At 40.5% G+C, this 26,209-nt stretch carries 38 protein-coding genes; 5 read left to right on the top strand and 33 right to left on the bottom strand.

Features of this window, described 5'->3' with window-relative positions; genetic code table 11:
- The first annotated feature begins 162 nt into the window (after positions 1–162).
- The 5 genes from IE080_RS17900 (at position 163) to IE080_RS17880 (ending at position 6,717) form a co-directional block, all read left to right on the top strand.
- Positions 163–678: a CPBP family glutamic-type intramembrane protease gene (locus IE080_RS17900; protein WP_189586042.1), complete on the top strand. Its 516-nt coding sequence runs from the start codon at positions 163–165 to the stop codon at positions 676–678.
- 75 nt (positions 679–753) lie between these two features.
- Positions 754–3,615, top strand: a complete 2,862-nt coding sequence (locus IE080_RS17895) for a M16 family metallopeptidase (protein ID WP_189586039.1) — start codon at positions 754–756, stop codon at positions 3,613–3,615.
- A gap of 213 nt (positions 3,616–3,828) precedes the next feature.
- Complete coding sequence (locus IE080_RS17890) at positions 3,829–4,446, top strand: hypothetical protein (RefSeq protein ID WP_189586036.1); 618 nt, start codon at positions 3,829–3,831, stop codon at positions 4,444–4,446.
- A gap of 404 nt (positions 4,447–4,850) precedes the next feature.
- Positions 4,851–5,537, top strand: coding sequence for a hypothetical protein (locus tag IE080_RS17885; RefSeq protein ID WP_189586034.1), 687 nt, complete (start codon positions 4,851–4,853; stop codon positions 5,535–5,537).
- A gap of 4 nt (positions 5,538–5,541) precedes the next feature.
- On the top strand, positions 5,542–6,717 hold the full coding sequence (locus IE080_RS17880; RefSeq protein WP_189586031.1) for a hypothetical protein: 1,176 nt from the start codon (positions 5,542–5,544) through the stop codon (positions 6,715–6,717).
- 52 nt (positions 6,718–6,769) lie between these two features.
- Here the strand turns inward: IE080_RS17880 and eno are convergent, their stop codons facing one another.
- The 33 genes from eno to fusA form a co-directional block, all read right to left on the bottom strand.
- Positions 6,770–8,050, bottom strand: a complete 1,281-nt coding sequence (eno, locus tag IE080_RS17875) for a phosphopyruvate hydratase (protein ID WP_189586027.1) — start codon at positions 8,048–8,050, stop codon at positions 6,770–6,772.
- A 30-nt stretch (positions 8,051–8,080) separates the two neighbouring features.
- Positions 8,081–9,178, bottom strand: a complete 1,098-nt coding sequence (carA, locus tag IE080_RS17870; protein WP_189586025.1) for a glutamine-hydrolyzing carbamoyl-phosphate synthase small subunit — start codon at positions 9,176–9,178, stop codon at positions 8,081–8,083.
- 121 nt (positions 9,179–9,299) lie between these two features.
- Positions 9,300–9,785, bottom strand: coding sequence for a 50S ribosomal protein L17 (gene rplQ, locus IE080_RS17865; protein ID WP_189586022.1), 486 nt, complete (start codon positions 9,783–9,785; stop codon positions 9,300–9,302).
- A 5-nt stretch (positions 9,786–9,790) separates the two neighbouring features.
- Positions 9,791–10,780 (bottom strand): DNA-directed RNA polymerase subunit alpha, encoded by a 990-nt coding sequence (locus IE080_RS17860; RefSeq protein ID WP_189586019.1) that lies wholly within the window; start codon positions 10,778–10,780, stop codon positions 9,791–9,793.
- A gap of 31 nt (positions 10,781–10,811) precedes the next feature.
- Positions 10,812–11,417 carry a 30S ribosomal protein S4 gene (gene rpsD, locus IE080_RS17855; RefSeq protein WP_189586016.1) on the bottom strand — a complete coding sequence of 202 codons (606 nt, stop codon included), beginning with the start codon at positions 11,415–11,417 and terminating at the stop codon, positions 10,812–10,814.
- Between the two features lie 19 nt (positions 11,418–11,436).
- Positions 11,437–11,835, bottom strand: coding sequence for a 30S ribosomal protein S11 (gene rpsK, locus IE080_RS17850; RefSeq protein ID WP_189586013.1), 399 nt, complete (start codon positions 11,833–11,835; stop codon positions 11,437–11,439).
- A gap of 15 nt (positions 11,836–11,850) precedes the next feature.
- Complete coding sequence (rpsM, locus tag IE080_RS17845) at positions 11,851–12,228, bottom strand: 30S ribosomal protein S13 (protein ID WP_189586010.1); 378 nt, start codon at positions 12,226–12,228, stop codon at positions 11,851–11,853.
- Positions 12,229–12,233: 5 nt separating this feature from the next.
- Positions 12,234–12,350 carry a 50S ribosomal protein L36 gene (gene rpmJ / locus IE080_RS17840; RefSeq protein WP_189586007.1) on the bottom strand — a complete coding sequence of 39 codons (117 nt, stop codon included), beginning with the start codon at positions 12,348–12,350 and terminating at the stop codon, positions 12,234–12,236.
- 6 nt (positions 12,351–12,356) lie between these two features.
- On the bottom strand, positions 12,357–12,575 hold the full coding sequence (gene infA, locus IE080_RS17835; RefSeq protein ID WP_040480068.1) for a translation initiation factor IF-1: 219 nt from the start codon (positions 12,573–12,575) through the stop codon (positions 12,357–12,359).
- A 2-nt stretch (positions 12,576–12,577) separates the two neighbouring features.
- Positions 12,578–13,351 (bottom strand): type I methionyl aminopeptidase, encoded by a 774-nt coding sequence (gene map, locus IE080_RS17830; protein WP_189586004.1) that lies wholly within the window; start codon positions 13,349–13,351, stop codon positions 12,578–12,580.
- Positions 13,348–14,670: a preprotein translocase subunit SecY gene (gene secY / locus IE080_RS17825; RefSeq protein ID WP_189586001.1), complete on the bottom strand. Its 1,323-nt coding sequence runs from the start codon at positions 14,668–14,670 to the stop codon at positions 13,348–13,350. Before secY ends, map begins: the two co-directional genes overlap by 4 nt.
- A 6-nt stretch (positions 14,671–14,676) precedes the next feature.
- Entirely contained in the window at positions 14,677–15,123 is a 447-nt protein-coding gene (gene rplO / locus IE080_RS17820; RefSeq protein WP_189585998.1) for a 50S ribosomal protein L15, read from the bottom strand.
- A 2-nt stretch (positions 15,124–15,125) separates the two neighbouring features.
- Positions 15,126–15,305 (bottom strand): 50S ribosomal protein L30, encoded by a 180-nt coding sequence (gene rpmD, locus IE080_RS17815; protein WP_189585995.1) that lies wholly within the window; start codon positions 15,303–15,305, stop codon positions 15,126–15,128.
- A 5-nt stretch (positions 15,306–15,310) separates the two neighbouring features.
- Positions 15,311–15,829, bottom strand: a complete 519-nt coding sequence (gene rpsE, locus IE080_RS17810; RefSeq protein ID WP_189585992.1) for a 30S ribosomal protein S5 — start codon at positions 15,827–15,829, stop codon at positions 15,311–15,313.
- 5 nt (positions 15,830–15,834) lie between these two features.
- Positions 15,835–16,185 (bottom strand): 50S ribosomal protein L18, encoded by a 351-nt coding sequence (rplR, locus tag IE080_RS17805; RefSeq protein ID WP_189585989.1) that lies wholly within the window; start codon positions 16,183–16,185, stop codon positions 15,835–15,837.
- 5 nt (positions 16,186–16,190) lie between these two features.
- On the bottom strand, positions 16,191–16,748 hold the full coding sequence (gene rplF / locus IE080_RS17800) for a 50S ribosomal protein L6 (protein WP_189585986.1): 558 nt from the start codon (positions 16,746–16,748) through the stop codon (positions 16,191–16,193).
- A gap of 9 nt (positions 16,749–16,757) precedes the next feature.
- Positions 16,758–17,153, bottom strand: coding sequence for a 30S ribosomal protein S8 (rpsH, locus tag IE080_RS17795; protein ID WP_189585983.1), 396 nt, complete (start codon positions 17,151–17,153; stop codon positions 16,758–16,760).
- An 84-nt stretch (positions 17,154–17,237) separates the two neighbouring features.
- On the bottom strand, positions 17,238–17,507 hold the full coding sequence (gene rpsN / locus IE080_RS17790; RefSeq protein WP_189585980.1) for a 30S ribosomal protein S14: 270 nt from the start codon (positions 17,505–17,507) through the stop codon (positions 17,238–17,240).
- A gap of 4 nt (positions 17,508–17,511) precedes the next feature.
- Complete coding sequence (rplE, locus tag IE080_RS17785; protein WP_189585977.1) at positions 17,512–18,069, bottom strand: 50S ribosomal protein L5; 558 nt, start codon at positions 18,067–18,069, stop codon at positions 17,512–17,514.
- Positions 18,062–18,406, bottom strand: a complete 345-nt coding sequence (gene rplX, locus IE080_RS17780; protein WP_189585976.1) for a 50S ribosomal protein L24 — start codon at positions 18,404–18,406, stop codon at positions 18,062–18,064. Before rplX ends, rplE begins: the two co-directional genes overlap by 8 nt.
- Positions 18,407–18,408: 2 nt before the next feature.
- The gene (gene rplN / locus IE080_RS17775; RefSeq protein WP_189585973.1) at positions 18,409–18,777 is read right to left on the bottom strand and encodes a 50S ribosomal protein L14; all 369 of its coding nucleotides are present in this window, start codon (positions 18,775–18,777) and stop codon (positions 18,409–18,411) included.
- A 2-nt stretch (positions 18,778–18,779) separates the two neighbouring features.
- On the bottom strand, positions 18,780–19,043 hold the full coding sequence (rpsQ, locus tag IE080_RS17770) for a 30S ribosomal protein S17 (protein ID WP_189585970.1): 264 nt from the start codon (positions 19,041–19,043) through the stop codon (positions 18,780–18,782).
- Positions 19,044–19,050: 7 nt separating this feature from the next.
- Positions 19,051–19,245, bottom strand: coding sequence for a 50S ribosomal protein L29 (gene rpmC / locus IE080_RS17765; protein ID WP_189585968.1), 195 nt, complete (start codon positions 19,243–19,245; stop codon positions 19,051–19,053).
- Between the two features lie 8 nt (positions 19,246–19,253).
- The gene (rplP, locus tag IE080_RS17760) at positions 19,254–19,673 is read right to left on the bottom strand and encodes a 50S ribosomal protein L16 (RefSeq protein WP_189585965.1); all 420 of its coding nucleotides are present in this window, start codon (positions 19,671–19,673) and stop codon (positions 19,254–19,256) included.
- Between the two features lie 23 nt (positions 19,674–19,696).
- On the bottom strand, positions 19,697–20,437 hold the full coding sequence (gene rpsC, locus IE080_RS17755; RefSeq protein WP_189585963.1) for a 30S ribosomal protein S3: 741 nt from the start codon (positions 20,435–20,437) through the stop codon (positions 19,697–19,699).
- Between the two features lie 13 nt (positions 20,438–20,450).
- Positions 20,451–20,837, bottom strand: coding sequence for a 50S ribosomal protein L22 (rplV, locus tag IE080_RS17750; protein ID WP_189585960.1), 387 nt, complete (start codon positions 20,835–20,837; stop codon positions 20,451–20,453).
- A 2-nt stretch (positions 20,838–20,839) separates the two neighbouring features.
- Positions 20,840–21,118, bottom strand: coding sequence for a 30S ribosomal protein S19 (gene rpsS, locus IE080_RS17745; protein WP_009034213.1), 279 nt, complete (start codon positions 21,116–21,118; stop codon positions 20,840–20,842).
- Between the two features lie 2 nt (positions 21,119–21,120).
- The gene (gene rplB / locus IE080_RS17740) at positions 21,121–21,945 is read right to left on the bottom strand and encodes a 50S ribosomal protein L2 (RefSeq protein WP_189585957.1); all 825 of its coding nucleotides are present in this window, start codon (positions 21,943–21,945) and stop codon (positions 21,121–21,123) included.
- Between the two features lie 17 nt (positions 21,946–21,962).
- A complete protein-coding gene (gene rplW, locus IE080_RS17735) occupies positions 21,963–22,250 on the bottom strand; it encodes a 50S ribosomal protein L23 (protein ID WP_189585954.1) in 288 nt (95 codons plus the stop codon).
- Between the two features lie 6 nt (positions 22,251–22,256).
- A complete protein-coding gene (gene rplD, locus IE080_RS17730; protein ID WP_189585951.1) occupies positions 22,257–22,883 on the bottom strand; it encodes a 50S ribosomal protein L4 in 627 nt (208 codons plus the stop codon).
- 4 nt (positions 22,884–22,887) lie between these two features.
- A complete protein-coding gene (gene rplC, locus IE080_RS17725) occupies positions 22,888–23,520 on the bottom strand; it encodes a 50S ribosomal protein L3 (RefSeq protein WP_189585948.1) in 633 nt (210 codons plus the stop codon).
- A 248-nt stretch (positions 23,521–23,768) separates the two neighbouring features.
- Positions 23,769–24,074 carry a 30S ribosomal protein S10 gene (rpsJ, locus tag IE080_RS17720; RefSeq protein ID WP_009183381.1) on the bottom strand — a complete coding sequence of 102 codons (306 nt, stop codon included), beginning with the start codon at positions 24,072–24,074 and terminating at the stop codon, positions 23,769–23,771.
- Between the two features lie 13 nt (positions 24,075–24,087).
- On the bottom strand, positions 24,088–26,208 hold the full coding sequence (gene fusA / locus IE080_RS17715) for an elongation factor G (RefSeq protein WP_189585945.1): 2,121 nt from the start codon (positions 26,206–26,208) through the stop codon (positions 24,088–24,090).
- Position 26,209 lies beyond the last annotated feature (1 nt).

Raw genomic sequence — 26,209 nt, 5'->3', positions numbered from 1 at the left:
TTCCAACATAGGGGCTTACTTTTCATTCATAACAGAAAGAGTAGCTATATTTATTCCTTTCAAACAATTTTCACTAATGGCCGACTTTAGTCGGACACTAGTGAAAAATTATTTATTACAATTCAACGGGAAAATACTATTGAGCAAATACTTATTCCAACCATGACAAACTGGAAAGACCCGATCCGTTTATTCATCGAAAATCACAAGCATCGAGTACCATTACAACTTCTCCTTTGCTTTTTTGCTATAGAGGTGTTTTACACTATTACGTACTCCTGGGTAGTTAATTGGCTCGTAGATGATTCTGTATTTGAAATTGACTTTCTACAGGACATGTCCACCGCGGAATTATTTTGGGTTGCGGTATTTGTAGGCCCACTTTTGGAAACTTTCCTTTTTCAATATCTTATAATTGAATTAGTCTTTTGGTTTGAATCAATCATTAAAAAACAGATCCCATTGTTGATTCCAATCCTCCTTTCAGCAATACCATTCGGACTTACGCACGATTACAACACCTATTATCTTGTGGCCGCCACCATCTCAGGGGTCATATTCGCTTTCTTTTATATCATGGCCAAGCAGGTAAATGGTCTTAACCCTTTCTGGTCAGTATTTTCAGTACATGTTTCTACGAATTTGGTGAGCTTTATTCTCAACCAATTCTTTGAATAAATCAGCTAGCAATTATGAAACCTAAAAACGAAACCTTTATTTATAAAGCCCGTTGGAAAAATAAAATTTAAACCTATGAAAAAGCTATTTTTACTACTCTTTTTTCTACCCTTAGGTATTTTCGCCCAACAATTACAAGTAGAAACCTATCAATTACCAAATGGACTCACCATCTATCTGCACGAAGACAAAACTAGACCTGAAGTACTCGGTGCGGTAGTCGTTAATGGTGGGGCTATTTGGGATCCAGCGAATGCGACAGGCATGGCCCACTATCTCGAACATATGCTCTTCAAAGGAACTACCGAGATCGGAACCATTGATTTTGAAAAAGAGTCCATGTACCTGGCAAAAATCGATTCTCTCTACGAGGAACTTGGAAAAACAAGATCAGAAGAGCTCCGAAAAGCTATCCAACTCCAAATCAATGAACAAAACTTGCTCGCCTCCGAATTTGCGGTAGCCAATGAGTTTGACCGACTCATCAATAGCATCGGAGGTAAAGGACTGAACGCCTTCACCTCCCACGACATGGTGATGTACTACAATACGTTTCCTCCCCATCAATTGGAAAAATGGTCCGAAATCTACTCGCATCGCTTCATCAACCCAGTTTTCCGCTTGTTTCAATCCGAATTGGAAACGGTATATGAGGAAAAAAACATGTACATGGACGATCCTTCCTACAAGGTAATCGAGACCTTTGACCGGGCTTTTTACAAAAACCACCCATATGGGCAACGGGATATCCTAGGAGAAGTGGAGCACCTCAAAAACCCATCCCTTAAGCGTATGTACGAGTACTACAACACCTACTACGTACCAGCCAATATGGCCCTGATCATCAGTGGCGATATCGATATTCAACAAATCAAGCCAATTTTGGAAGAAAAATTCGGTCGATGGGAAGTCAAGGACAAGCCTGCCCGTGAGTTTATAGCAGAAGCAGATTTCAATGGCAAAGAGGTCATCAAAGGTCGCTTCCTACCCATCAAAGCAGGAATTGCTGGCTACAGAACTGTGCCCGTAGGACACCCTGATGAAGCTGCCCTTACCGTCATTAATGAACTGCTCAGCAATCGTAGCGAAACGGGGCTTTGGGACAAACTAACCTTGGACAACAAACTCCTTGCCGCTGAAATGGAAGCCGATATCCAAGTGGAACATGGGCGTACACTTGTCATCTTTGTCCCTAAAATAGTGGGACAGTCGCTGAAAAAGGCTGAAAACATGATGTTGGCGGAATTGGAAAAACTCAAATCTGGAAATTTCGATGAACAGTTATTAGAGGACATCAAACTAAATTACACAAAACGTCAGCAACTCAACTTGGAATCCAATTTCCAAAAAGCATACCTCTTAGCAAATGCATTTATCAGCGAACGCCCTTGGGAGGAAGTGCTCAGCATGACCGAGCAAATTCAAAACATCAGCAAAGAGGATGTAGTAGCCAATGCGAATAAATATTTCGGGGAAAATAGATTGGTCTTGTACTCTAGAACAGGATTCCCAAAGAAAAACAAACTACCCAAACCGCCATTCACTCCCGTTAGCCCCAAAGGCACAGAGTCTGAGTACGCAAAAGCATTTAAGGCAATGCCTGAGCTTCCGCTAAATCCAAGCTTCGTGGATATAGCAGAAGCTGTTCAAATCACGAAACTCAACGACTTGGTACACCTTTACCATTCTCCCAACCCTATCAACAGTATTTTCAGCTTTACGGTAAACATCCAACGGGGAGACTTTCAGGACAATCAATTGGAATACTTGGCTTCCATGCTGAATTCAGCTGGAACAGCTACCAAAAGTCGAGATGAGTTTAAGGCAGCTTTAGCACGCTTGGGCACCAGCTTATCATTGTACAGCTCTGATTTACAGTTTACGATTTCCATGCAAGGGTTAGAGGAAAACTTTCAAGCAAGCATTTCATTACTTCAGGAACTTCTTTCGGAACCTGTTTTCACAGAGGTTGGAAAAAAGAAGTATCTGTCTGGAGTTCGATTTGAACGTCGAATTGAAGGAAAGGACTTGGATGCCAAATCGGATATCATCAGCGATTATCTTTTATATGGAGAAAACTCGCCCTACCTTACACGCATGTCTACCAAGGAAATCAAGGCCTTACCATTCAGCGCCCTCCAAGAAAGCTTGAATACATTGTTAGCTACGGAAGCATTACTTTCCTATGTAGGCAATACTCCCAATCAAGAGGTTGAGCAGATGCTGAAAAATTCTTTGGGCACTATATTGACAGGGAAAGAAGCAAAGATGATGGAGGAGCAGCCACTTGCAACGCACACCAAGCCTACCGTTTTCTTTATCAATGATAAAAAGGCTATTCAAACCCAAATTTACTTTTTAAGTAAAAGTAAGCAGTCTCGCGTGAAGGAAGATCAATATGCCATCAATGCATTCAATGAGTATTTCGGCAACTCCATGTCGGGCTTGGTATTTCAAGAAATCCGGGAATTCCGTTCTTTAGCTTATGCAACTTGGGCACGATTAAATAACGGCTCTATCCGTGGACGAAATGCATATACCATCGGTTTTGTAGGCTGTCAAGCAGACAAAAGCGTGGAAGCCATGAGCGTGTTCCGGGATCTACTTCATGAACTCCCGAAAAAAGAAGATCGCCTACCTGAAATCCAAAAATCATTGGTGCAGACTGCGGCGTTTTCAAAACCCTATTTCCGAACCATGCCACAGACGATATATAATTGGCAACTACTAGGCTTCGATCAGGATCCGAACCAATTGTTTTTTGAGCACTACCAAAACATTGGCTTTGATGCTATAGAAAGAGCCTACGAAACTTATGTAGAAGGAAATCCAATGAGTTTCAGTATTGCCGGGAATAAAAAATCCATGGACATGAAAGCCTATGAAACATTTGGCGAAGTAGTAGAAATGGACTTAAAGCAAGTGCGCAAAAAATAAACCTAGCATCATTCACTAGTATACTTATGAAATCGTGGAAGAGGATTAAAAAAATCAGCCTCTACTTTATAGCTAATTTAGTGGTCGTTTTAATCGTAGGAAAATTAATTGAGCACTACATCCACGGAGGGCCTTTAGGTACTGGCCACTATGCTGCTATGTTCGCTGCTTCATTTTGGGTTAATTATTCTATTGTGAAAAAATAAAAATCACATGTATAAGCTCAAAAGTGTTTATTTTAAAATCATTGTTATATGGGTAGTATTCCTGCTACCCACTACTTCTTTTTCTCAGGATATTATCTGGAAAGAAGATGGAGAAGTATTGGATGTATTTATCCATAAAATGAGGTTCGCGCGTGTAGTATATCGATTGGAAGACGATAAAAAGGCCCCTAAATTCCGCCTGCGCTATCAAGACATATCCAAAGTAGAGCGCGTGGACGGTACTATTCATTATTACATGGAAGGAAGGGAGATCAGTATGGAACCTACGGAGCTATTTATGTTGGGCTGGACGGATGCAGATTTTCATTATAAGGTACATCCTCTTGCCCAAACAGTATCACTGCTAAGCATGGGAGTATTCTCATACGCCTCACTTGCCTATTCCTCTCTCTTTGTTATTGGCTATAACACCCCATTTTCAATAGGTAGTTCCCTACCAAAAGATCATAATCTAAGATACCCAGATATCAATTTATTCGCAGATGAAGCATATGCTGCGGGATATAGAGATAGAGCTTCCCGGATCAAAGAACGTAGAGTAAATACCATGGGTGGAGTAGGCTTTGGAATCGGAGCTATAGTATTTTTAGCTTTAACCCTATAATAGATTATCACAATGATATTCCTCGTCGAATTAATAATTGACCTGATCATGATTGGCATCATCCAATTTGCAGGCTTTGTATCAAGAACTTTTGCATTCAAAAAGTCCAAACCCCAACTTTCTGATTTCAAAAGAAACTTCGTGGCAGCACTTTTCCTATTTATCCTTATCGTGAGCGTTTATAGCATATTTTTCAAAAGTTAATACCCCATCAACTAAAAAGATATGTTTTACCCATTAATAGATAAGAAGTTAAGTGATTAGACAAACATTAAACTAAGCCAAGCATATAAATCATAAAACAATCCTTATTACCTCCCCATGTAATTTTTCCAATATTTTTTCTTACATTTTTCAGCCAGTCACTGAAGTTATTCGTACATCTAAAGAAAAAAACTTCCATTATGCTTACATCTTTTAAAACTCTAGGCTTATCGGCCTTTGCCCTTTTTGTAATGGGTTCATTTAGTGTTCAAGCTCAATTTATTTCCCGAATGGGACCGGTTGATGGATTCACTAAACCAGAGGACATCACAATCCTCCATGATTACAGCGAAACCAAAGATCTCATCAAAATAGGAGAAGCACACTCCAAGGCTAGAGGTGCTTGGGTATTCACAGCTATCAACGCCATAGATACGAGGGCCAGAAAAAAACTCTTAGAAGAAGCAAGTTCCAGAGGAGCTTCACATGTTTGGATCACCCAGCGTATGCCCTACGGAGGCTTGGAAAAGTTTTACAGTTATCAAGCAGTATTGTACCAAGCTCCTGAGAAAAAAATCACCGAAGCACAGGTTAGAGAAGTACTAAGCAAAGGCACATTCGCCCATCAGCAAACAGCCAGAACAAATCGAAATGGGTATGGAATAAAGCTGAAGTCAATCAATAAAGAAAATGTCATCACATTGCACGAGGGTTCAGATATATTCAGTACAGATCAAGGCGTATTTGTTACTATCCAAACCCCTAAAAGAAATGAAGTACGCACCTTTACCTACCAAATCATTGGAATACAAGAGAATTTGATTTTCTTGTCAGAGGTTGTGAAACCGAATAAAATCTACGCTGTTCATCAATTGTATAAGCGATGATTGTATGAACATCAACTACTTCAACTCAGCCTTCCTGTTCAGTTTCCTCCTCCTTAGTCTTGCTTGTACTAAGAGAGAAACTGAAACCCTTTCCTCTGTCAATATCAGTAGCTATGAAATCGTCGTTGAAGACTCAGTTGTAGTGGACTATATTGGTATTTTAGGCTGGTCACATATTAGTCCCGATGGAGCACATTTCCTAGCCATGAACCTTCAAAACTCGGAAATCCTGCTAATCGACCAAGTCGGTAATATCCTGCAAACCTATCAGTTTACAGGTGACCAACCTGATGCTATCGGCTCCAATCCCATTGCACGACCACAATTTAAGAATTCAGAGTCTTTTGCGGTACTGGGGGTGAATGGCTTTTTCCAGTATGATTTCGCAGGTACACTCTTGGGTAAATTCAAACCAGACTTTACGCCAGCCATGGGCTATCAAGTGTATCATGCAGATTTGTTCCAATTCAGAAATGAAAATGAAGCGCTGGCTTTACTAGGTTCAAGAAATCAAAAAGGTTCCGGGTTCTATTCCATCGATTCAGGTACTATTCTGGAAAAAATCAATGTAGCTGATAACACATTCACTGGAGTTGTACCCTACCCAACAAGTTCCCGTTTCAGTAAACCGGATGAAATCTACACACAAACGTCCACCTATCCGGTAATGCGTGTAGAGGGCTCAGGAGTTTATGTAGCCTTTACCAATGACCCGACCTTGTATTATTATAAATGGTCAGACTTAGAGAATCCAGCCAAGGAAATAGCATTGAAGTTTGATGCCTTTGAGCAAATCAAAGGAAAGGACCCAAAAGCTATAGACTTGGATGTAATCAGTTTCGATACACGATCATTTGCCTATGGCTCCATCAATCATCTGCACAGCTATCAAAACCAACCCCTAATTGGTTACGAGAGCGGTCTGTCAGATGAAGCTTATGAGCGTGCCATTGAAGGCGCCAATGGTTTCCAAGAGATTTTCCAAGCAATCGCAAAGGTCCAAGTCGCCAAATGGTCGATAGTTTCCGAAGACGGAACCCTTATCCCCATTGAGATCCCATCAGAACTTGGGAGAATAGAATTTATAGATTCAGAGCAAAATATCTGGATTTCACCTAACAAAAGTGAACGGGAACGTGACTACGAGGTACTTTTCAAAGCTAAATTAAAAGCTAAATAAAAAAGGGGCAATCTGAAAACTGATTGCCCCTTTTTGCATTGTTATCTATGATTTACTTCTTCTGAGGAAATACTGCTGCATCACCCAACTGCTCCTCAATTCTTAGCAACTGATTGTATTTAGCCATTCTATCGGAACGGGAAGCTGAACCAGTCTTGATTTGGCCACAGTTGGTAGCTACTGCCAAGTCAGCGATGGTATTGTCTTCCGTCTCACCAGATCTATGGGACATTACAGCAGTGAAACCAGCCTTATGCGCCATATTGATAGCATTTAAGGTCTCAGTCAAAGTACCGATTTGGTTCACTTTAATCAAAATGGAGTTAGCAGACTTTTCGTTGATTGCTCTTTGCAAAAACTTCACGTTGGTCACCAATAAGTCATCCCCAACAATCTGCACTTTGCTACCGATTTTCTCAGTCAACATCGCCCAACCTTGCCAATCTTCCTCAGCACATCCATCTTCGATAGAATCGATTGGATACTTCTCGGTCAATTCAGCCAAGTAAGCAACTTGCTCTTCTCTACTTCTTATTTTACCATTAGGACCTTCAAATTTGGAGTAATCGTACTTGCCATCTTTGTAGAACTCAGAAGCAGCACAATCCAACGCAAGTGTAATGTCATCACCAGGTGTATAGCCAGCATTTTTAATAGCATCCAAAACACAACCCAAAGCCTCTTCTGTACCGCCAGAGAAGTTAGGAGCGAAACCTCCTTCATCACCTACTGCTGTTACCAAGCCTTTGTCATGCAAGATTTTCTTTAAGTGATGGAAAATCTCAGCACCCATACGGATAGCATCGGTAAAGTTGCTCGCACCTACAGGACGGATCATAAACTCTTGGAATGCAATCGGAGCATCAGAGTGAGAACCACCGTTGATGATGTTCATCATAGGCACAGGCAAGGTATTCGCATTGACACCACCTACGTAGCGGTACAATGGCTGACCAGCTTCCATTGCAGCTGCTTTCGCTACCGCAAGGGAAACACCCAATATAGCATTTGCTCCCAACTTACTCTTGTTAGGCGTGCCATCCAAGTCAATCATGATTTGGTCGATGGTATTTTGCTCAAAAATATCCATACCCACCAATTCAGGAGCAATCACATTGTTCACATTGGCAACGGCTTTCAATACGCCTTTGCCCAAGTATTTTGATTTATCACCATCTCTCAATTCCACAGCTTCATTGATACCGGTAGATGCACCACTTGGTACAGCCGCACGGCCAAAAGCACCTGTCTCAGTGAAGACATCCACCTCAATGGTGGGATTGCCTCGGGAATCTAAAATTTGTCTGGCGTGAATAGATTGAATCAACGTCATAATAGTAATTTTAAAGGTTTAAGAGTTATTTTAATTTTTATGCATGAAAGATACAAAATCGTCAAATAAATACCTCGAATCATGAGGTCCCGGAGAAGACTCCGGATGGTACTGCACAGAAAAAGCTGGCTTCCCTTTGACGCGGATACCTGCTACTGTATGATCATTCAAGTGTACGTGGGTCATTTCTACCACATCACTTTTCTCCACTTCTTCTCTATTGACTACAAAGCCATGATTTTGAGAAGTGATCTCACTTTTCCCTGTTAGCACATTTTTAATCGGGTGATTAAGTCCTCTATGTCCATGGTGCATTTTATAGGTAGAAATACCACAAGCTTCTGCTAGAATTTGATGCCCAAGGCAGATACCAAAAACAGGCTTACCAGACTCTAAAATCTGTTTCGTCGTATGTACTGCGTACTCCATGACTGCTGGATCACCTGGGCCATTGGATAAAAAGAAGCCATCGGGATTCCAAGCCTGTAATTCTTCGAAGGTAGTTTTGGCAGGAAATACTTTACAGTAGACTCCCCTATCGGCAAGATTGCGCAGAATATTCAACTTAATACCGAAATCCAAGCAAGCTACTTTAATGCTCGCATGTTCATCCCCAAAGTAAAAAGGTTCTTTGGTACACACCTCCGATGAAAGTTCCAAACCATTCATATCAGGTACCAAATTCAATTGCACCTTCAAGCCTGCCAAGTCATCCTCATATTCAGAACTGATAACGGCATTCATAGCACCTTTACTGCGCAGATGACGCACTAACTTACGGGTATCAATATCCGCGATACCGGTAATTCCATGCTTGACCAAATAGTCCTGCAAAGAACCATTGGCATCTAAGCGGCTAAAGGTTTGTGAAAAGCTATTCACCACAATCCCGGCGATGGTAGGAGCTGCTGACTCCACTTCGGCGTCAATGACACCATAATTACCGATGTGAGAAGTGGTGGTAACAACGATTTGACCGGTGTAAGAAGGATCCGTGTAGATTTCCTGATACCCTGTCATACCTGTATTGAAGCAGATTTCGCCTCCATTGGTACCTGGACTACCTATGAGAGTACCTTTGAAAATGGTACCATCTGCTAATAGAAGAGTTGCTTTTTGTTGATTCATGTTGGTTTTAGAACTGCCCAAAGTTACAAATTTTAAAAGATTAGCCTGAATAAACAGGACATAAAAAAAGGGATTGAGCAAAAAGCCCAACCCCTTTTCTATGTGAATCAGTCTGCATGAATTATTCAGCTGACTTTTCTTCAGTACTTTCTGTAGTGTCAGCTTCGTTAGAAGCTTCAGCCTTACCAGAACCTCTTCTACTTCTTCTAGTAGTTTTCTTCGCTGGCTTAGCATCTTTCAACATCAATTCGTTGAAGTCTACTAGCTCGATGATACACATTTCTGCATTATCACCTAGACGGAAACCAGTTTTGATGATTCTGGAGTAGCCACCATTTCTCTCACCTACTTTCTCTACTACTTCACCGAAAAGAACCTTGATAGCTTCTTTGCTTTGAAGATAAGAGAAAACAATTCTTCTATTGTGAGTAGAATCTTCCTTCGCTCTTGTGATCAAAGGCTCTACATATTTTTTCAATTCCTTAGCCTTAGCAAGCGTGGTGGAAATACGCTTGTGAAGAATCAGGGAAGTAGCCATATTAGAAAGCATTGCTTTTCTATGGCTGGCAGTCCTGCCAAGGTGGTTAAATTTCTTACCGTGTCTCATGTTATTTATTCTTCATCAAGTTTATACTTAGAAAGATCCATGCCAAAGGTCAACCCTTTTTCTTGAATCAATTGCTCAAGCTCAGCCAAAGACTTCTTACCAAAGTTTCTGAATTTCATCATGTCAGAAATTTCTAACTTAGCAAGATCGCCTAATGTCTTCACGTCAGCAGCTTTCAAACAGTTGAATGCTCTAACAGAAAGATCCAAATCGCTCAAAGATGTCTTCAACAATTTTCTCATGTGTAGGAATTCCTCATCGATAGGCTCAGGTGAATCTGCTCCAGGAGCATCGATTACCATAGTCTGATCAGAGAATAACATGAAGTGCTGAATCAAGATTTTAGCAGACTCCTGCAATGCTTTTTCTGGGTGGATAGAGCCATCTGTAGTTACTTCCAGAATCAATTTCTCGAAGTCAGTTTTTTGCTCAACCCTAGTGTTTTCTACACTATACTTTACATTCTTGATAGGTGTAAAGATGGCATCGATAGGAATCACACCAAATACTTGCTCTTTTGGCTTAGACTCTTCCGCTGGAAGGTATCCTCTACCTTTCTCAACTGTCAATTCAATTTCGAAGCTTTTCGACTCGTCTAAGTGACAAATTACCAACTCAGGGTTTAAAACTTCGAAAGAGGTAGTGAACTTGGCGATATCTCCAGCAGTGAAAACAGACTGATTTTTTACTTCAACAGTGATTTTTCCATCAATGGAGTCATGCACTTTCTTGAATCTTACTTGCTTCAAGTTAAGAATAATATCAGTCACATCTTCAACAACACCCTCAATCGTGGCAAATTCATGCACAACACCTGGAAGCTTCACAGAAGTGATTGCATAGCCTTCCAAGGAAGATAACAAAATTCTTCTCAAGGCATTACCAATGGTGACCCCATAGCCCTTTTCTAGTGGCTTGAAGGTAAACAAGCCATGAAAATCATCGGCCTTTTCCATTACCACTTTTTCGGGCATTTGAAATGCTAATATGGACATATCAATAGTTCTATTTAAGTCTGAAAGTTTATTATTTAGAGTAAAGTTCGACGATCAACTGCTCCTTGATGTTTTCAGGAATATCTTCCCTTACCGGAACAGAGACAAACTTTCCAGTTAAAGAAGCATTATCCCACTCTAACCAAGAAAAACGAGAACTACTCTTACCTGCTAAGCTGTTTGTGATAGCTTCCAAAGACTTGGAACGCTCTCTTACAGAAACCACATCACCAGGCTTAAGGGTATATGAAGGGATGTTAACCACTTCACCATTTACTAAAATATGCTTGTGCGAAACTAATTGTCTAGCACCTCTTCTTGTAGGAGCAATTCCTAATCTGAATACGGTGTTGTCCAATCTAGCTTCCAACAACTGCAACAAGTTTTCACCTGTAATACCGCCTTTTCTTGAAGCAATATCAAACAATTTCGCGAATTGTCTTTCCAATACACCGTAGATGTATTTTGCTTTTTGCTTTTCACCAAGCTGAATAGCGTATTCAGATTGTTTTTTTCTTCTACCTCTTCCGTGTTGTCCTGGAGGATAGTTTTTCTTTTGGAGAGCTTTGCTATATCCTTCGATAGGCTCACCGAATCTTCTGGCGATTTTTGCCTTTGGACCTGTATATCTTGCCATTGTGTATCTTATTTAGAAATTATACTCTTCTACGTTTAGGAGGACGACATCCGTTGTGCGGAAGTGGAGTCACATCAACAATCGTAGTTACATCAAGACCAACATTTTGCAAAGTTCTGATCGCAGATTCTCTACCGGAACCAGGACCCTTCACAAACACTTCAATTTTTCTTAATCCTAAGTCATAAGCTACCTGACCGCAGTTTTGAGCGGCCATTTGTGCAGCGTAAGGAGTATTTTTCTTAGAACCTCTGAATCCCATTTTACCGGCAGAAGCCCAAGAAATCACCTGACCAGAATTGTTAGTAATAGAGATGATGATGTTGTTAAAAGAAGCTTTGATGTGCGCTTGGCCAACTGCTTCAACCTTAACTACTCTCTTTTTACTTTTAGCTTTATCGTTTCTTTTCTGAGCCATAATCTATGTCAAGATTTATTTAGTTGCTTTTTTCTTGTTAGCAACAGTCTTTCTCTTACCTTTTCTAGTTCTTGCGTTGTTTTTGGTTTTTTGACCTCTTACTGGAAGACCCTTTCTGTGTCTCAAACCTCTGTAACAACCGATATCCATCAATCGCTTGATGTTCAACTGAATTTCGGATTTCAATGCTCCTTCAGTTCTAAATTCCGTAGCAATAATGTTACGGATCGCTGTGGACTCATCGTCGTTCCACTCTCCTACTTTCTTATCATAAGAAATTTCAGCCTTTTCTAGGATAGCTCTAGCAGAGCTTCTACCGATACCGAAGATATAGGTAAGGCCAATTTCGCCACGTTTGTTGTCTGGAATGTCAACACCTGCAATTCTTGCCATAATGATTAACCTTGTCTTTGTTTAAACTTAGGATTTTTCTTGTTGATGACGTAAAGCTTACCTTTTCTTCTGATCACTTTACATTCAGCACTTCTCTTCTTGATTGATGCCTTAACTTTCATGATATTTTATTTATATCTGTAAACGATTCTACCTTTTGAAAGATCGTAAGGAGATAACTCAAGTTTTACCTTGTCCCCTGGAAGGATCTTGATATAATTCATTCTCATTTTCCCAGAGATATGGGCAATCAGTTGATGTCCATTCTCCAGCTCCACTTTAAACATCGCGTTTGATAACGCTTCTATGATTGTTCCATCTTGTTCAATAGATGTTTGCTTCGCCATATTTAGAATTTAATAATATCTTCTATGTATTGATGTGTAGTCAGTATTTCAGTTCTATCCTCAAATATCGCTACGGTATGCTCAAAATGAGCAGAAGCCTTTCTATCAGCAGTTCGGATCGTCCAACCATCCCTCTCCTGTACAATATTTCGTGTACCAAGATTGATCATGGGCTCGATAGCTATGACCATTCCACTTTTCAAAGGGGTGCCACTGCCTCTTTTCCCATAATTAGGAACTTCCGGAGCTTCATGAAGATTCTTTCCTAGTCCGTGACCAACTAATTCACGTACCACCGTAAATCCTTTGGATTCAACAAACTTTTGAATGGCATGACCAATATCTCCAATCCGATTACCGAAAACAGCTTTCTCGATCCCTAGATAAAGTGATTCTCGGGTAACTTTGAGTAATGACAAAACAGCAGGGGAAACTTCACCGACAGGGTAAGTATAAGCGCAATCGCTATGAAAACCTTGGTGAAAGACTCCACAATCCACTGAGATTATATCGCCATCTTTCAAAATATAGTCTCCGGGAAAACCATGCACTACGACCTCGTTAACTGAGATGCATAGCGTCGCGGGAAACCCGTTGTAACCTTTGAAGGAAGGTACACCACCGTTGTCTCTGATGTACTCTTCCGCAATTTTATCTAGAAAAGAGGTCTTTACCCCTTCTTTAATATGCTTGGCAACTTCGCCGTGAGCTTTACCTAATATTTGAGCACTTTCTTTGATTAACTGGACTTCATCTAAAGTCTTGTAGTGAATCATATTGCGGGCGCGTAATTTGAAGTGTTGTTTTTCATATTACCACTCTTCATCATACCCTCATAATGTCTCATCAACAAGTAACTTTCGATTTGTCTTAGGGTATCCATGATAACACCCACCATAATCAATAAGGATGTACCACCATAGAATTGAGCAAACTCTCCGCCTACACCGGCAATAATAGCGAATGCAGGAAGAATAGCGACTACAGAAAGTAGTATAGATCCTGGAAGTGTAATTCTAGAGATGATGTTATCAATGAAATCAGCAGTAGGAGCACCTGGCTTGATACCAGGAACAAATCCACCGTTTCTTTTCAAATCTTCAGAAATTTGCTCAGGGTTGACCGTGATCGCAGTGTAGAAGAAGGTGAAAAGAATAATCATGATAGCAAATACTAAATTGTACTGCCAAGATGTGAAATCACTAAATGTGCTACCGATGTAGTTTGCAATATCATTGTCAGCAGACCAAATCTGCGCAATCAAAGCAGGAAGGAACATCAAAGACTGAGCAAAGATGATTGGCATAACACCGGAAGCATTCACCTTGATAGGGATATACTGTCTCTGACCGCCATATACTTTTCCACCTACAACTTGCTTTGCATACTGTACAGGGATTCTGCGGGTAGCCTCTGTCAAAGCAACAGTACCTAACACCACGAAGAACAATACAGCAGCTTCTAACAATAAAAGCAACATACCAGAAGTACCTTTAGAAAGAACCTCAGCAATAATAGCACCAGGGAATCTGGAGATAATACCAATCATGATCAACATAGAGATACCGTTACCGATACCTTTTTCAGTGATCTTCTCACCAATCCACATACAGAACATAGTACCAGCAGAAAGCAATACCAATGAACTGAACATAAATAGTGTAGTATCAACCATTACTGCGCCAGTTGGAAGGATGGTAGCGGTGATGTAACCAATACCTTGAGCAACTGTAATTGCAATTGTCAATACACGGGTGATCTGATTGATTCTTTTACGACCCGATTCTCCCTCTTTCTGTAATTTTTGAAAATATGGAACTCCAACAGTTAACAGCTGCAACACGATGGATGCAGAGATGTATGGCATGATACCCAAACCAAAGATGGAAGCATTACTGAAGGCACCACCTAGGAATGTATCGATCAAACCAAATATACCTTCTGGTGCGTCACCTAACTTAGATGGATCTACACCTGGTAAAACGATGAAAGAACCCAATCTGAATACAATCAGCAAGCCGATTGTATTCAAGATACGGATCCTCAAATCTTCAATAGAAAAGATATTCTTAACTGTTGAGATGAACTTTTTCATTTAATCTTAAATCTTGTTTACTGATCCGCCTACTTTTTCGATAGCTTCAACAGCGGAAGCAGAGAAAGAGTGAGCACTTACATTTAATTTGGCCGTAAGTTCGCCTCTACCCAACACTTTTACAACATCTTTTTTAGAAACTAATCCGTGTTCTACTAAAGTATCGAAAGTAATGGTGTCCAAATTGAACTCAGAAGCCAAATCTTGCAGTGTATTCAAGTTGATTGGTTTCGCAAAAACTTTATTTAAGCTCTTGAAACCAAACTTAGGTACTCGTCTCTGAAGTGGCATCTGACCACCTTCGAAACCAAGCTTAGTTTTGTAACCAGATCTTGATTTGGCACCTTTATGACCTCTTGTAGATGTTCCTCCTCTTCCAGAACCAGTACCACGACCAATTCTTTTACGAGATTTGATAGAACCTTCTGCAGGTTTTAGTGTATGTAGTTTCATAATTAAGCTTCCTCCACTTTTACAAGGTGACTAACTTTATTGATCATACCATTGATAGCAGGATTTGATTCTACTAATACAGACCTGTTGATTTTTCCAAGACCCAAAGCGATGATAGTTGCTTTTTGATCTTTTGGTCTTTTGATGGTACTTTTAACTTGTGTGATTTTTACCTTCGCCATTTCTCTTAGCCGTTAAATACTTTTGACATTTTAACACCTCTCTGCTGAGAAACGCTGATAGCATCTCTTAATTGTACCAAGGCATCAATAGTAGCCTTTACCACGTTGTGAGGATTGGATGATCCTTTGGATTTAGCCAATACGTCTGTAACGCCAGCAGATTCCAAAACCGCACGCATCGCACCACCGGCAATAACACCGGTACCTGCTGCTGCTGGCTTGATCAATACAAAACCACCACCGAATTTACCAAGTTGCTCATGAGGAATAGTACCTTTCAATACAGGTACTCTTACCAAATTTTTCTTAGCGTCTTCGATTCCTTTTGTGATTGCATCTGTAACTTCGTTAGCTTTTCCTAGGCCGTAACCTACCACGCCATTTCCGTCACCTACTACCACGATTGCAGAGAAAGAAAATCTACGACCACCTTTTACTACTTTCGCAACACGGTTGATCGCTACTACTTTTTCTTTTAACTCAGTATCTGTTGCCCTGATGGGTTTTCTTCTTAGTTGAGACATAATTATTAGAATTTAAGGCCACCTTCTCTAGCACCGTCGGCTAAAGCTTTAACGTTACCATGATACAAATAGCCGCTTCTATCAAATACTACTTCCGCAACACCCTTTTCAACAGCTCTTTCAGCTAGTTTTTTACCAACCTCTTTAGAAACTGATACATTGGCATTTTTTACGGAACCAAGTTCTTTGGAAGACGCAAAGGCAAGCGTATGACCTTTCAAATCATCCACTAATTGAGCGTAAATACCAGTATTGCTTTTAAATACTGACAAACGAGGTCTTGAATCAGTACCGTTGATTTTTCTACGGATACTTTTTTTGATTCTAAGTCTTCTGAAATTCTTATTAAAAGCCATCTTAATTATTTTTTACCAGCAGTTTTACCAGCCTTACGTCTTACAATTTCACCTACGAAGCGTACACCTTTACCTTTGTAAGGTTCAACCTTACGCAAGGAGCGGATTTTTGCAGCTATCTGACCTACTAATTCTTTGTCGATACCTTCCAAAGTCACCAAAGGGTTTTTACCTTTTGGAGTCTCTGTAGTCAATTTGATTGACTCAGGAAGCGCAAAGAAAATACTGTGGGAATAACCAAGGGAAAGTTCTAACACTTGTCCTTGATTAGATGCCTTGTAACCCACACCGACTAGTTCCATCTCTTTTTTGAATCCATCGGATACACCAACAACCATGTTGTTGATCAAAGAACGGTACAATCCGTGTAGAGACTTATGTCTTTTGGAGTCCGTTGGTCTTTCTACAAGCAATTCATTGCCTTCAACCTTCACGGTAATATCGGGATTCACATCCCTCACTAGCGTACCTTTGGGACCTTTAACAGTGACAGTATTGTGTGCTGACACGTCTACAGTAACACCCGCAGGTAGATTTATTGGTTTTTTACCTATTCTTGACATGGCGGTTTATTAATATACGTAGCAAAGTACTTCTCCACCGATACCCTCTACTCGGGCTTCTTTATCGGTCATTACACCCTTAGATGTGGACAGGATAGCAATTCCCAAGCCGTTGATAACTCTTGGTAGGTCTCCATGTTTCACATACTTTCTCAAACCTGGCTTACTAATTCTTGAAAGGCTTACGATTGCGTTTTGCTTGGTTGCCGGGTTGTACTTCAAAGCTATTTTAATAGTTCCTTGAGGACCATTCTCCTCGAACTTATAGTTTTGAATATAACCTTTGTCAAACAACACTTTGGTCATTTCCTTTTTGATGTTAGAAGCAGGTATCTCAACTATACGATGAGACGCCTTGATGGCGTTTCTCAATCTCGTTAGATAATCAGCTATTGGATCAGTCATAATTATATAAGTCTAACTGCACTTTCCCAAACGGGCGTGCAAAGTTACACAATGATTTTCAGAATAAAAACAGTTATCCGATTTTTACCAGCTAGACTTGGTTACACCTGGGATTTTTCCAGCAGAAGCCATTTCTCTGAAGGTTACCCTGTTGATACCAAACTTCCTCATGTATCCTTTCGGACGACCGGTCAATTTACATCTGTTGTGTAGTCTAACCGGAGATGAATTTTTAGGAAGTTTATCCAAAGCTTCATAATCACCAGCAGCTTTCAGTTCTGCTCTTTTCTTAGCAAACTTGGCTACAAGATGTTCTCTTTTTCTCTCGCGAGCTTTTAATGACTCTCTTGCCATATTCTTATTGATTATTTTTGTTTACGAAAGGCATACCGAAAGCTTTCAACAATGCATAGCTTTCTTCATCAGTTGCAGCAGTAGTCACAAAAGTGATGTCCATACCGGAGATTCTGTTTACTTTCTCGATGCTGATTTCAGGGAAAATGATCTGCTCGGTTACACCCAAGGTATAGTTACCTCTTCCGTCAAAACCTTTATCGCTGATACCTTTGAAATCTCTTACACGAGGAAGCGCAACAGTCATCAATCTGTCTAAGAATTCGTACATTCTGTCACCTCTTAAGGTAACTTTTGCACCAATTGGCATACCCTCTCTCAACTTAAAGTTGGATACAGAGGTCTTAGCTTTAGTGGCTACAGCTCTCTGACCAGTGATCAAGCTAAGCTCTTCTACTCCTTGGTCTACCAACTTTTTGTCAGCAACAGCAGCACCGATACCTTTGTTAACCACAATTTTGGTCAACTTTGGTACTTGCATTACTGACTTATACTGAAACTTCTCCTTCAATTCAGGAGCGATTTCTGTCAAATATCTATCTTTTACTCTAGGCTTAGCCATTGATCACCTCCCCTGTTTTTTTGGAATATCTTACCAATTTACCTTGCTCATTTCTTTTTCTACCAGTTTTGGTAGCTTCACCTGTTTTAGGATCGATAAGCATCAAGTTACTAATATGAATCGGAGCTTCTTTTTTCTCGATTCCTCCTTGAGGATTGGAAGCTGTAGGCTTCACATGCTTTGTTACCATGTTAAGACCTTCTACGATAGCCCTTCTTTTTTCAAGATCTACGGACAAAACTTTACCTGTTTTGCCTTTATCATCTCCTGACAACACCTTTACGACGTCATCTCTTCTGATGTGTAGCTTTGGCTGCTTGTTAAATTTTCTTTCCATGATTACAATACTTCTGGGGCTAAAGATACAATCTTCATATACTGCTTATCTCTCAACTCTCTCGCAACAGGACCGAAGATACGGCTACCTCTTGGTTCGTTGTTGTTGTTCAATAATACAGCAGCATTATCTTCAAATCTGATGTAAGAACCGTCTTTACGTCTGATTTCTTTCTTCGTTCTCACGATAACCGCTTTAGAAACGGTACCTTTTTTCATGTTGCTGGAAGAAAGAGCAGATTTAACTGTCACTACAACTTTGTCTCCGATGGAAGCATACCTTTTCTTGGTACCACCCAAAACGCGGATTACTAGCACCTCTTTGGCACCGGAATTATCCGCAACGCTTAGTCTGGATTCTTGCTGTATCATGATTACTTAGCCCTTTCTATAATTTCTACTAATCTCCAACGCTTGTTTTTACTCAGCGGACGAGTTTCGCTAATTTTGACAACATCGCCTTCTCTAGCATCATTTGTCTCGTCATGAACCATAAATTTGGTAGTCTTCGCAACAAACTTGCCGTAGATTGGGTGTTTCACCTTTCTCTCTACGGCAACTGTGATAGATTTCTCCATCTTGTTGCTGACTACTTTGCCAATTCTCTCTTTACGTAGATTTCTCTCAGTAGTAGCCATCTTTATCTTATTTAGCTATTTGTTTTTCTGTCAAGATCGTTTGTAGTCTCGCGATAAAACGTCTTGATTCCCTAATTTTATTTGGATTCTCAATAGGAGAAATAGCATGAGCGAAATTTAACTTGGTCAAATTCTGCTGCTCAGCGGCTATACGCTCGATGATTTCACTTTCGGAAAGTGATCTGATTTCTGAGTTTTTCATAGTGTTTATTATCCTACGTAATCTCTACGTACAATGAAATTCGTACTAACAGGAAGTTTTTGCTGTGCCAATCTCAAGGCCTCTTTCGCTACCTCCAAGCTTACGCCTGTTGCTTCGAAAAGGATTGTTCCTGGCTTGATTACTGCAACCCAGTATTCAGGAGCACCTTTACCTTTACCCATACGTACTTCTGCAGGCTTCTTAGTGATTGGTTTGTCAGGGAAAATTCTGATCCAAACCTGACCTTCTCTCTTCATTGCTCTTGTCATAGCAATACGAGCGGCCTCAATCTGACGGGAAGTTATCCAACCTGCCTCTAGGGACTTGATACCAAAGTTACCGAACGAAAGAGTATGACCTCTTTGAGCGATCCCTTTGATTCTGCCCTTATGCATTTTTCTATATTTTGTTCTTTTCGGCTGTAACATGATTTCTCACTAATGGTGATAAATTAGTTATTTCTCTTTCTTCTCTTTGGACCGCCTTCTCTGCGCTTGCCTCTGTTGGCTTGGTTACCAGCATTAGACTTGCTCTCAGCAGCACCAATGTTAGGAGAAAGGTCTCTCTTTCCGTATACTTCACCCTTGAAGATCCATACTTTGATACCAATGATACCATATACAGTCAAGGCCTCAGATACTGCATAATCGATGTCTGCTCTCAATGTATGCAAAGGAATTCTTCCTTCTTTATACATCTCGGAACGTGCCATCTCAGCACCACCTAATCTACCGGAAAGTTTGATTTTGATACCTTCAGCACCCACTCTCATGGTAGCAGCAATTGATTGCTTCATCGCTCTTCTGAAGGAAATACGCGCTTGTAATTGCTGAGCGATAGACTCACCAACCAATTTCGCATCCAATTCAGGACGCTTAATTTCAAAGATGTTGATTTGAACATCCTTGTTGGTAAGTTTCTTCAACTCTTCCTTCAATTTATCAACTTCAGCACCACCTTTACCGATTACCACTCCTGGTCTAGCAGTGTGGATAGTCAAAGTGATTCTTTTCAAAGTTCTTTCGATGATAACTTTAGAGATACCTCCTTTTGGAATTCTAGCGTTGACATATTTTCTGATCTGCTGATCCTCATATAGTTTATCAGCGAAATCTTTGCCACCGTACCAGTTAGAGTCCCATCCCTTGATTACACCAAGTCTAAAACCAATTGGGTTGATTTTTTGTCCCATAGTCTGATTTTAATTAGTTGTTTTCTGTTGTTTCTACTTCATCAGCGGTAACACCTGTGTTGACTTCATCAACGATCAAGGTTACATGATTTGATCTTTTACGGATTCTGTGAGCTCTACCCTGAGGAGCAGGTCTTAGTCTTTTCAACATACGACCTTCGTCAACAAAGATAGTTTTCACATATAAATCTGCGTCTTCCAGCTTTACATCTGGGTTTTTCGCTTGCCAATTGGCTACAGCAGAAAGAAGAAGCTTCTCTAACTTAATGGAACCGTGGTTCGGAGTAAACTTCAATATGCTTAGTGCATGTCCTACTCTTTTACCTCTCACGAGGTCAGCTACCAAACGCATTTTGCGTGGAGAAGTAGGAACGTTGTTTAATCTTGCTATTGCTTCCATGATTATCTCTTTCCTTTATCTTTTTTGGCAATGTGACCTCTGAAGTTTCTGGTAGGTGCAAATTCACCCAATTTATGTCCAACCATGTTGTCAGTTACAAACACTGGGATAAACTTGTTTCCATTATGCACTGCAAAGGTGTGGCCTACGAAATCCGGGGAGATCATTGATCTTCTGGACCAAGTTTTGATCACAGACTTTTTCCCTGATTCGTTCATAACATCCACTTTCTTGGCCAAATGGTGCTCTATATAAGGACCCTTTTTTAATGAACGTGCCATAGTTATTTCGTACGTCTACTGATAATGAATTTATTTGAATATTTCTTAGGTGATCTAGTTTTCTTACCTTTTGCAAGTAAGCCTTTTCTAGATCTTGGATGTCCACCGGATGAACGACCCTCACCACCACCCATTGGGTGATCAACTGGGTTCATCGCCACACCTCTGGTTCTAGGTCTTCTTCCCAACCAACGGTTTCTACCGGCTTTACCTAACCTAACATTCATATGGTCAGCATTGGATACAGTACCTACTGTAGCCAAACACGCACCAAGGATTAATCTCATTTCGCCAGATGGTAATTTTACAGTTACGTACTTACCTTCTCTCGCTACAATCTGAGCATAGCCGCCCGCACTACGTGCTAAAGCGCCACCTTTTCCTGGCTTAAGTTCGATGTTATGAACAATCGTACCTAAAGGCATATTGGTCATGTGCATCGCGTTACCCACTTCTGGAGCAACACTCTCACCGGAAATCACTGTTTGTCCAACTTGCAAACCTTCCGGGGCAATAATGTAGGTCTTGGTACCGTCTGTGTAGTACAACAAAGCAATACGAGCGGATCTGTTTGGATCGTACTCAACTGACTTTACTACCGCAGGAATACCAAATTTATTACGCTTAAAATCGATGATTCTAAGTCTTCTCTTGTGACCACCACCGATATAACGGGAGGTCATTTTACCTGCATTATTTCTACCACCTGTCTTTTTCAACGGGGCCAACAAAGATTTCTCTGGCTTTGATGCAGTAATTTCATCAAAAACAGGAGCCACTCTAAATCGGGTACCCGGGGTAACAGGCTTTAACTTTTTAACTGCCATTGTTATCTATGATTCAATTAAATTTCTCCGTAAAAATCGATCACTTCACCTTCAGCAACTTTCACGATTGCCTTTTTGTAAGGCTTAGAAAATCCTGAAACTATTTTTGTTTTGGTGTATCTGGTTTTTGGCTTACCTGGCATTCTCAAGGTACGCACAGCTTCCACTTTCACACCGTACATTTTTTCGATGGCTTCTTTAATTTCTGGCTTAGTAGCTGTTTTTTCAACTACAAATCCATAAACGCCTTTTTCGTTCATGGCAGAAATCTTCTCCGTAATCAAAGGTCTCTTTAATATCTGCATGACTTCTTACGATAAAATGTTTTCTAATTTACTTACAGAGCCTTCGCACAATACCAAGCTGTCAGCATTCAACAACTCATAAGTATTCAAAGAGTCAACCGTCACCACTTTCGCCTTAGGAAGGTTTCTGCTGGATAGGTATACGTTTTTGTTTACTTCTGGAAGTACCAACAAGGTTTTCTTGTCGGCTAGTGAAAGACCATTTAAGAAAGCGATATAGTTTTTAGTCTTTGGAGTATCAAAGCTGACACCTTCCAATACTAGTAAGCTATTCTCTTTTACTTTATAAGACAAAGCAGACTTACGAGCCAATTGCTTCAATTTCTTGTTCAATTTGAAGGAATAGTCTCTTGGCTTAGGACCAAATACTCTACCTCCTCCTCTGAACAATGGAGATTTCAAAGAACCCGCTCTGGCACCACCGGTACCTTTTTGCTTTTTAATTTTCTTGGTTGAACCAGCTACCTCATTTCTCTCTTTAGACTTGTGAGTACCTTGTCTCTGGTTAGCCAAAAATTGTTTGACATCTAGGTAGATCGCGTGATCGTTAGGCTCTATTGCAAAAACCTCATCTGAAAGCGTGATTTTTCTACCTGTATCTTCGCCGTTATGTTTTAATACTGCTAATTCCATTTTCTTACTTCTCTAGAATAACGAAAGAATTTTTTGGACCAGGAACAGAACCACTCACGAGTAGCAAGTTCTTTTCAGGATAGATTTTAAGGACTTTCAGGTTGACAACTTTCACTCTGTCACCACCTGTTCTTCCCGCCATTCTCATACCTTTGAATACTCTTGAAGGCCAAGAACAAGCACCGATAGAACCTGGGTGTCTCTGTCTGTTATGCTGACCGTGAGTTTGACCACCCACACCGGCAAAACCATGTCTCTTTACAACCCCTTGGAAACCTTTACCTTTGGAAGTACCGATTGCATCTACGAAGTCACCTTCTACGAATACCTCATCAGCAATAACTGATTTACCAAGTTCAACCTGACCTTCGAATTCGACTCTAAAGTCTCTGAATTCAACAACTTTCTGCTTTGGCGTCGTACCGGCCTTTTTAAAGTGTCCGATCAATGGCTTAGGAGTGTTTTTCTCCTTACGCTCACCGAATGCCAATTGAACAGCGTTGTACCCGTCTGTTTCAACATTTTTTACTTGCGTCACTACGCAAGGACCAGCTTCTATTAGCGTGCATGCGACATTACGTCCATCGGCACTGAAAATGCTAGTCATTCCTACTTTTTTACCTATTATTCCAGACATCTTCTGTTATATAATAATCTTGAAACCCAAGAGCTTACGCACAAGGGTGCTTTTTAAGGACTGCAAAGTTATTAATTTAATTTCACCAAGCAAAACCCAACTTTAATATTTTCAATTATTTACCAAAATAAATTTGGTGAAAGCATACATTTCTTACCCGCGTAAGTAAAACTTATCTACAAAATGCCTCAAAAAACAAAACCTGCAACGAAAACGCTGCAGGTTTCAGTAAAGGATTGTGTATACTGTCAGACTTTGATTTCTACATCAACTCCACTTGGAAGTTCGATTTTCATCAAGGCATCAACAGTTTTAGAGCTATTGCTGTAGATGTCTACCAATCTTTTGTACGTACAAAGCTGATATTGATCTCTAGCTTTTTTGTTTACGTGTGGTGACTTCAATACAGTAAATTTCTCCTTCTTAGTAGGCAATGGAATTGGCCCTACTACAATGGCTCCGGTAGCTTTCACCGCCTTTACGATCTTCTCTGATGACTTATCCACCAAGCTGTGATCGTATGATTTTAATTTTATTCTGATTTTCTGATTCATTTTCTTTCAGGATTTAGGCTTTTTCACCTTTTACTTTCGCAATCACTTGTTCAGCGATGTTGGTTGGAACTGGCTCATAGTGAGAGAAGGTCAAAGACGCTGTCGCTCTACCAGAAGAGATGGTTCTCAAATCAGTTACATAACCGAATAATTCAGATAATGGAACGCTTGCCTTCACTACTGTAGAAGAACCTTTGGTATCCATACCTTTCATCAAACCTCTTCTTCTGTTCAAGTCACCTGTAATAGGACCAGTATATTCATCTGGAGTTACTACATCCACCGCCATGATTGGCTCCAACAATTGTGGTCTACACTTCTTAGCAGCTTCTTTGAAACCAAGTCTAGCAGCCAATTCGAAAGACAATGCATCGGAGTCAACATCGTGGTAAGAACCGTGGAACAATCTTACCTTCATAGATTCGATTGGGTAACCTGCCAATGGACCGTTCTTCATAGCTTCCGAGAAACCTTTTTGAACAGGGGCGATAAATTCTTTAGGAATCACACCACCTACGATACCATTCACAAACTCCAATCCTGGCTTAATTTCGCCAGTCTCAGGATCTGCATCCTTAGGACCTAATTCGAATACGATGTCAGCAAATTTACCTTTACCACCTGTCTGCTTCTTGTAAACTTCTTTGTGTTCAACAGAACCAAACAAAGCTTCTTTGTAAGCAACCTGAGGAGCACCTTGGTTGATTTCAACCTTAAATTCTCTCTTCAGACGGTCAATGATAATTTCCAAGTGAAGCTCACCCATACCTCTCAAGATAGTCTGACCAGTTTCGTGATCTGTATTTACTTGAAGTGTTGGATCTTCTTCTACCAATTTAGCGATCGCCATACCCAATTTATCAACATCAGCCTGAGTTTTAGGCTCAATAGCATATCCGATAACTGGCTCAGGGAACACCATAGACTCCAATACTACTTTACGCTTTTCATCGCAAAGGGTATCACCGGTCTTGATATCTTTGAAACCTACTACTGCACCGATATCACCGGCCTGTAGTCTAGGGATCTGGTTTTGCTTATTCGCATGCATTTGGAATACGCGGGAGATACGCTCCTTATTGCCAGAACGGCTATTGAATACGTATGAACCAGATTCCAATACTCCTGAATAAGCTCTCACGAAACACAATCTACCTACGAATGGGTCAGTTGCGATCTTGAAAGCCAAACCAGTGAATGGCTCGTTCTCATCAGGAGAAATGCTTACTTCTTTATTTTCGTCGTTAAGGTCAGTAGCGATGATATCATCCTTATCCAATGGAGAAGGTAACAATTCCATCACCAAGTCCAACATGGTCTGAACACCTTTGTTTTTGAAAGATGAACCACAAACCATAGGAACGATCTTCATGCCGATAGTGGCCTGACGAAGTGCAGCTAAGATTTCAGCTTCTGTAATTGAATTTGGATCCTCGAAGTATTTCTCCATCAAGGTCTCATCAAACTCAGCAACTGACTCTAGCAAGTGCTCTCTCCACTCAGCTACTTCTTCTTCCATGTCTTCTGGAATAGGAATAACTTCATATGTCATCCCCATGTCAGCCTCATTCCAAGTGATCGCACGGTTGTTGATCAAATCAACTACCCCTTTGAACTTGTCTTCGGCACCGATAGGAAGTTGCAATGGCACTGCATGACTTCCCAACATTTCTTTTACTTGTTTACAAACTTCAAGGAAGTTAGCACCGGATCTGTCCATTTTGTTAACGAAACCGATACGGGCTACTTTATAGTTATCAGCTAATCTCCAGTTAGTCTCAGATTGTGGCTCTACACCATCAACTGCACTAAAAAGGAATACCAATCCATCCAAAACTCTCAAAGATCTGTTTACTTCTACAGTGAAGTCAACGTGTCCCGGAGTATCGATGATGTTGATTTGGTATTTGTTATTTCTATAATCCCAGAATACTGTAGTGGCAGCTGAAGTGATGGTAATACCTCTCTCCTGCTCCTGAGCCATCCAGTCCATGGTGGCCGCTCCGTCGTGTACTTCACCGATTTTGTGGGAAACACCGGAGTAAAAAAGGATACGTTCAGTAGTCGTGGTCTTACCCGCATCAATGTGCGCAGCAATACCAATGTTCCTAGTAAATCTTAAATCTCTTGACATT

The organism is Mongoliitalea lutea, from assembly GCF_014652135.1.
Taxonomy (GTDB): Bacteria; Bacteroidota; Bacteroidia; order Cytophagales; family Cyclobacteriaceae; genus Mongoliitalea; species Mongoliitalea lutea.
The sequence above is the reverse complement of the archived record's forward strand: the minus strand, read 5'-3'. Positions and strand labels throughout refer to the sequence as shown.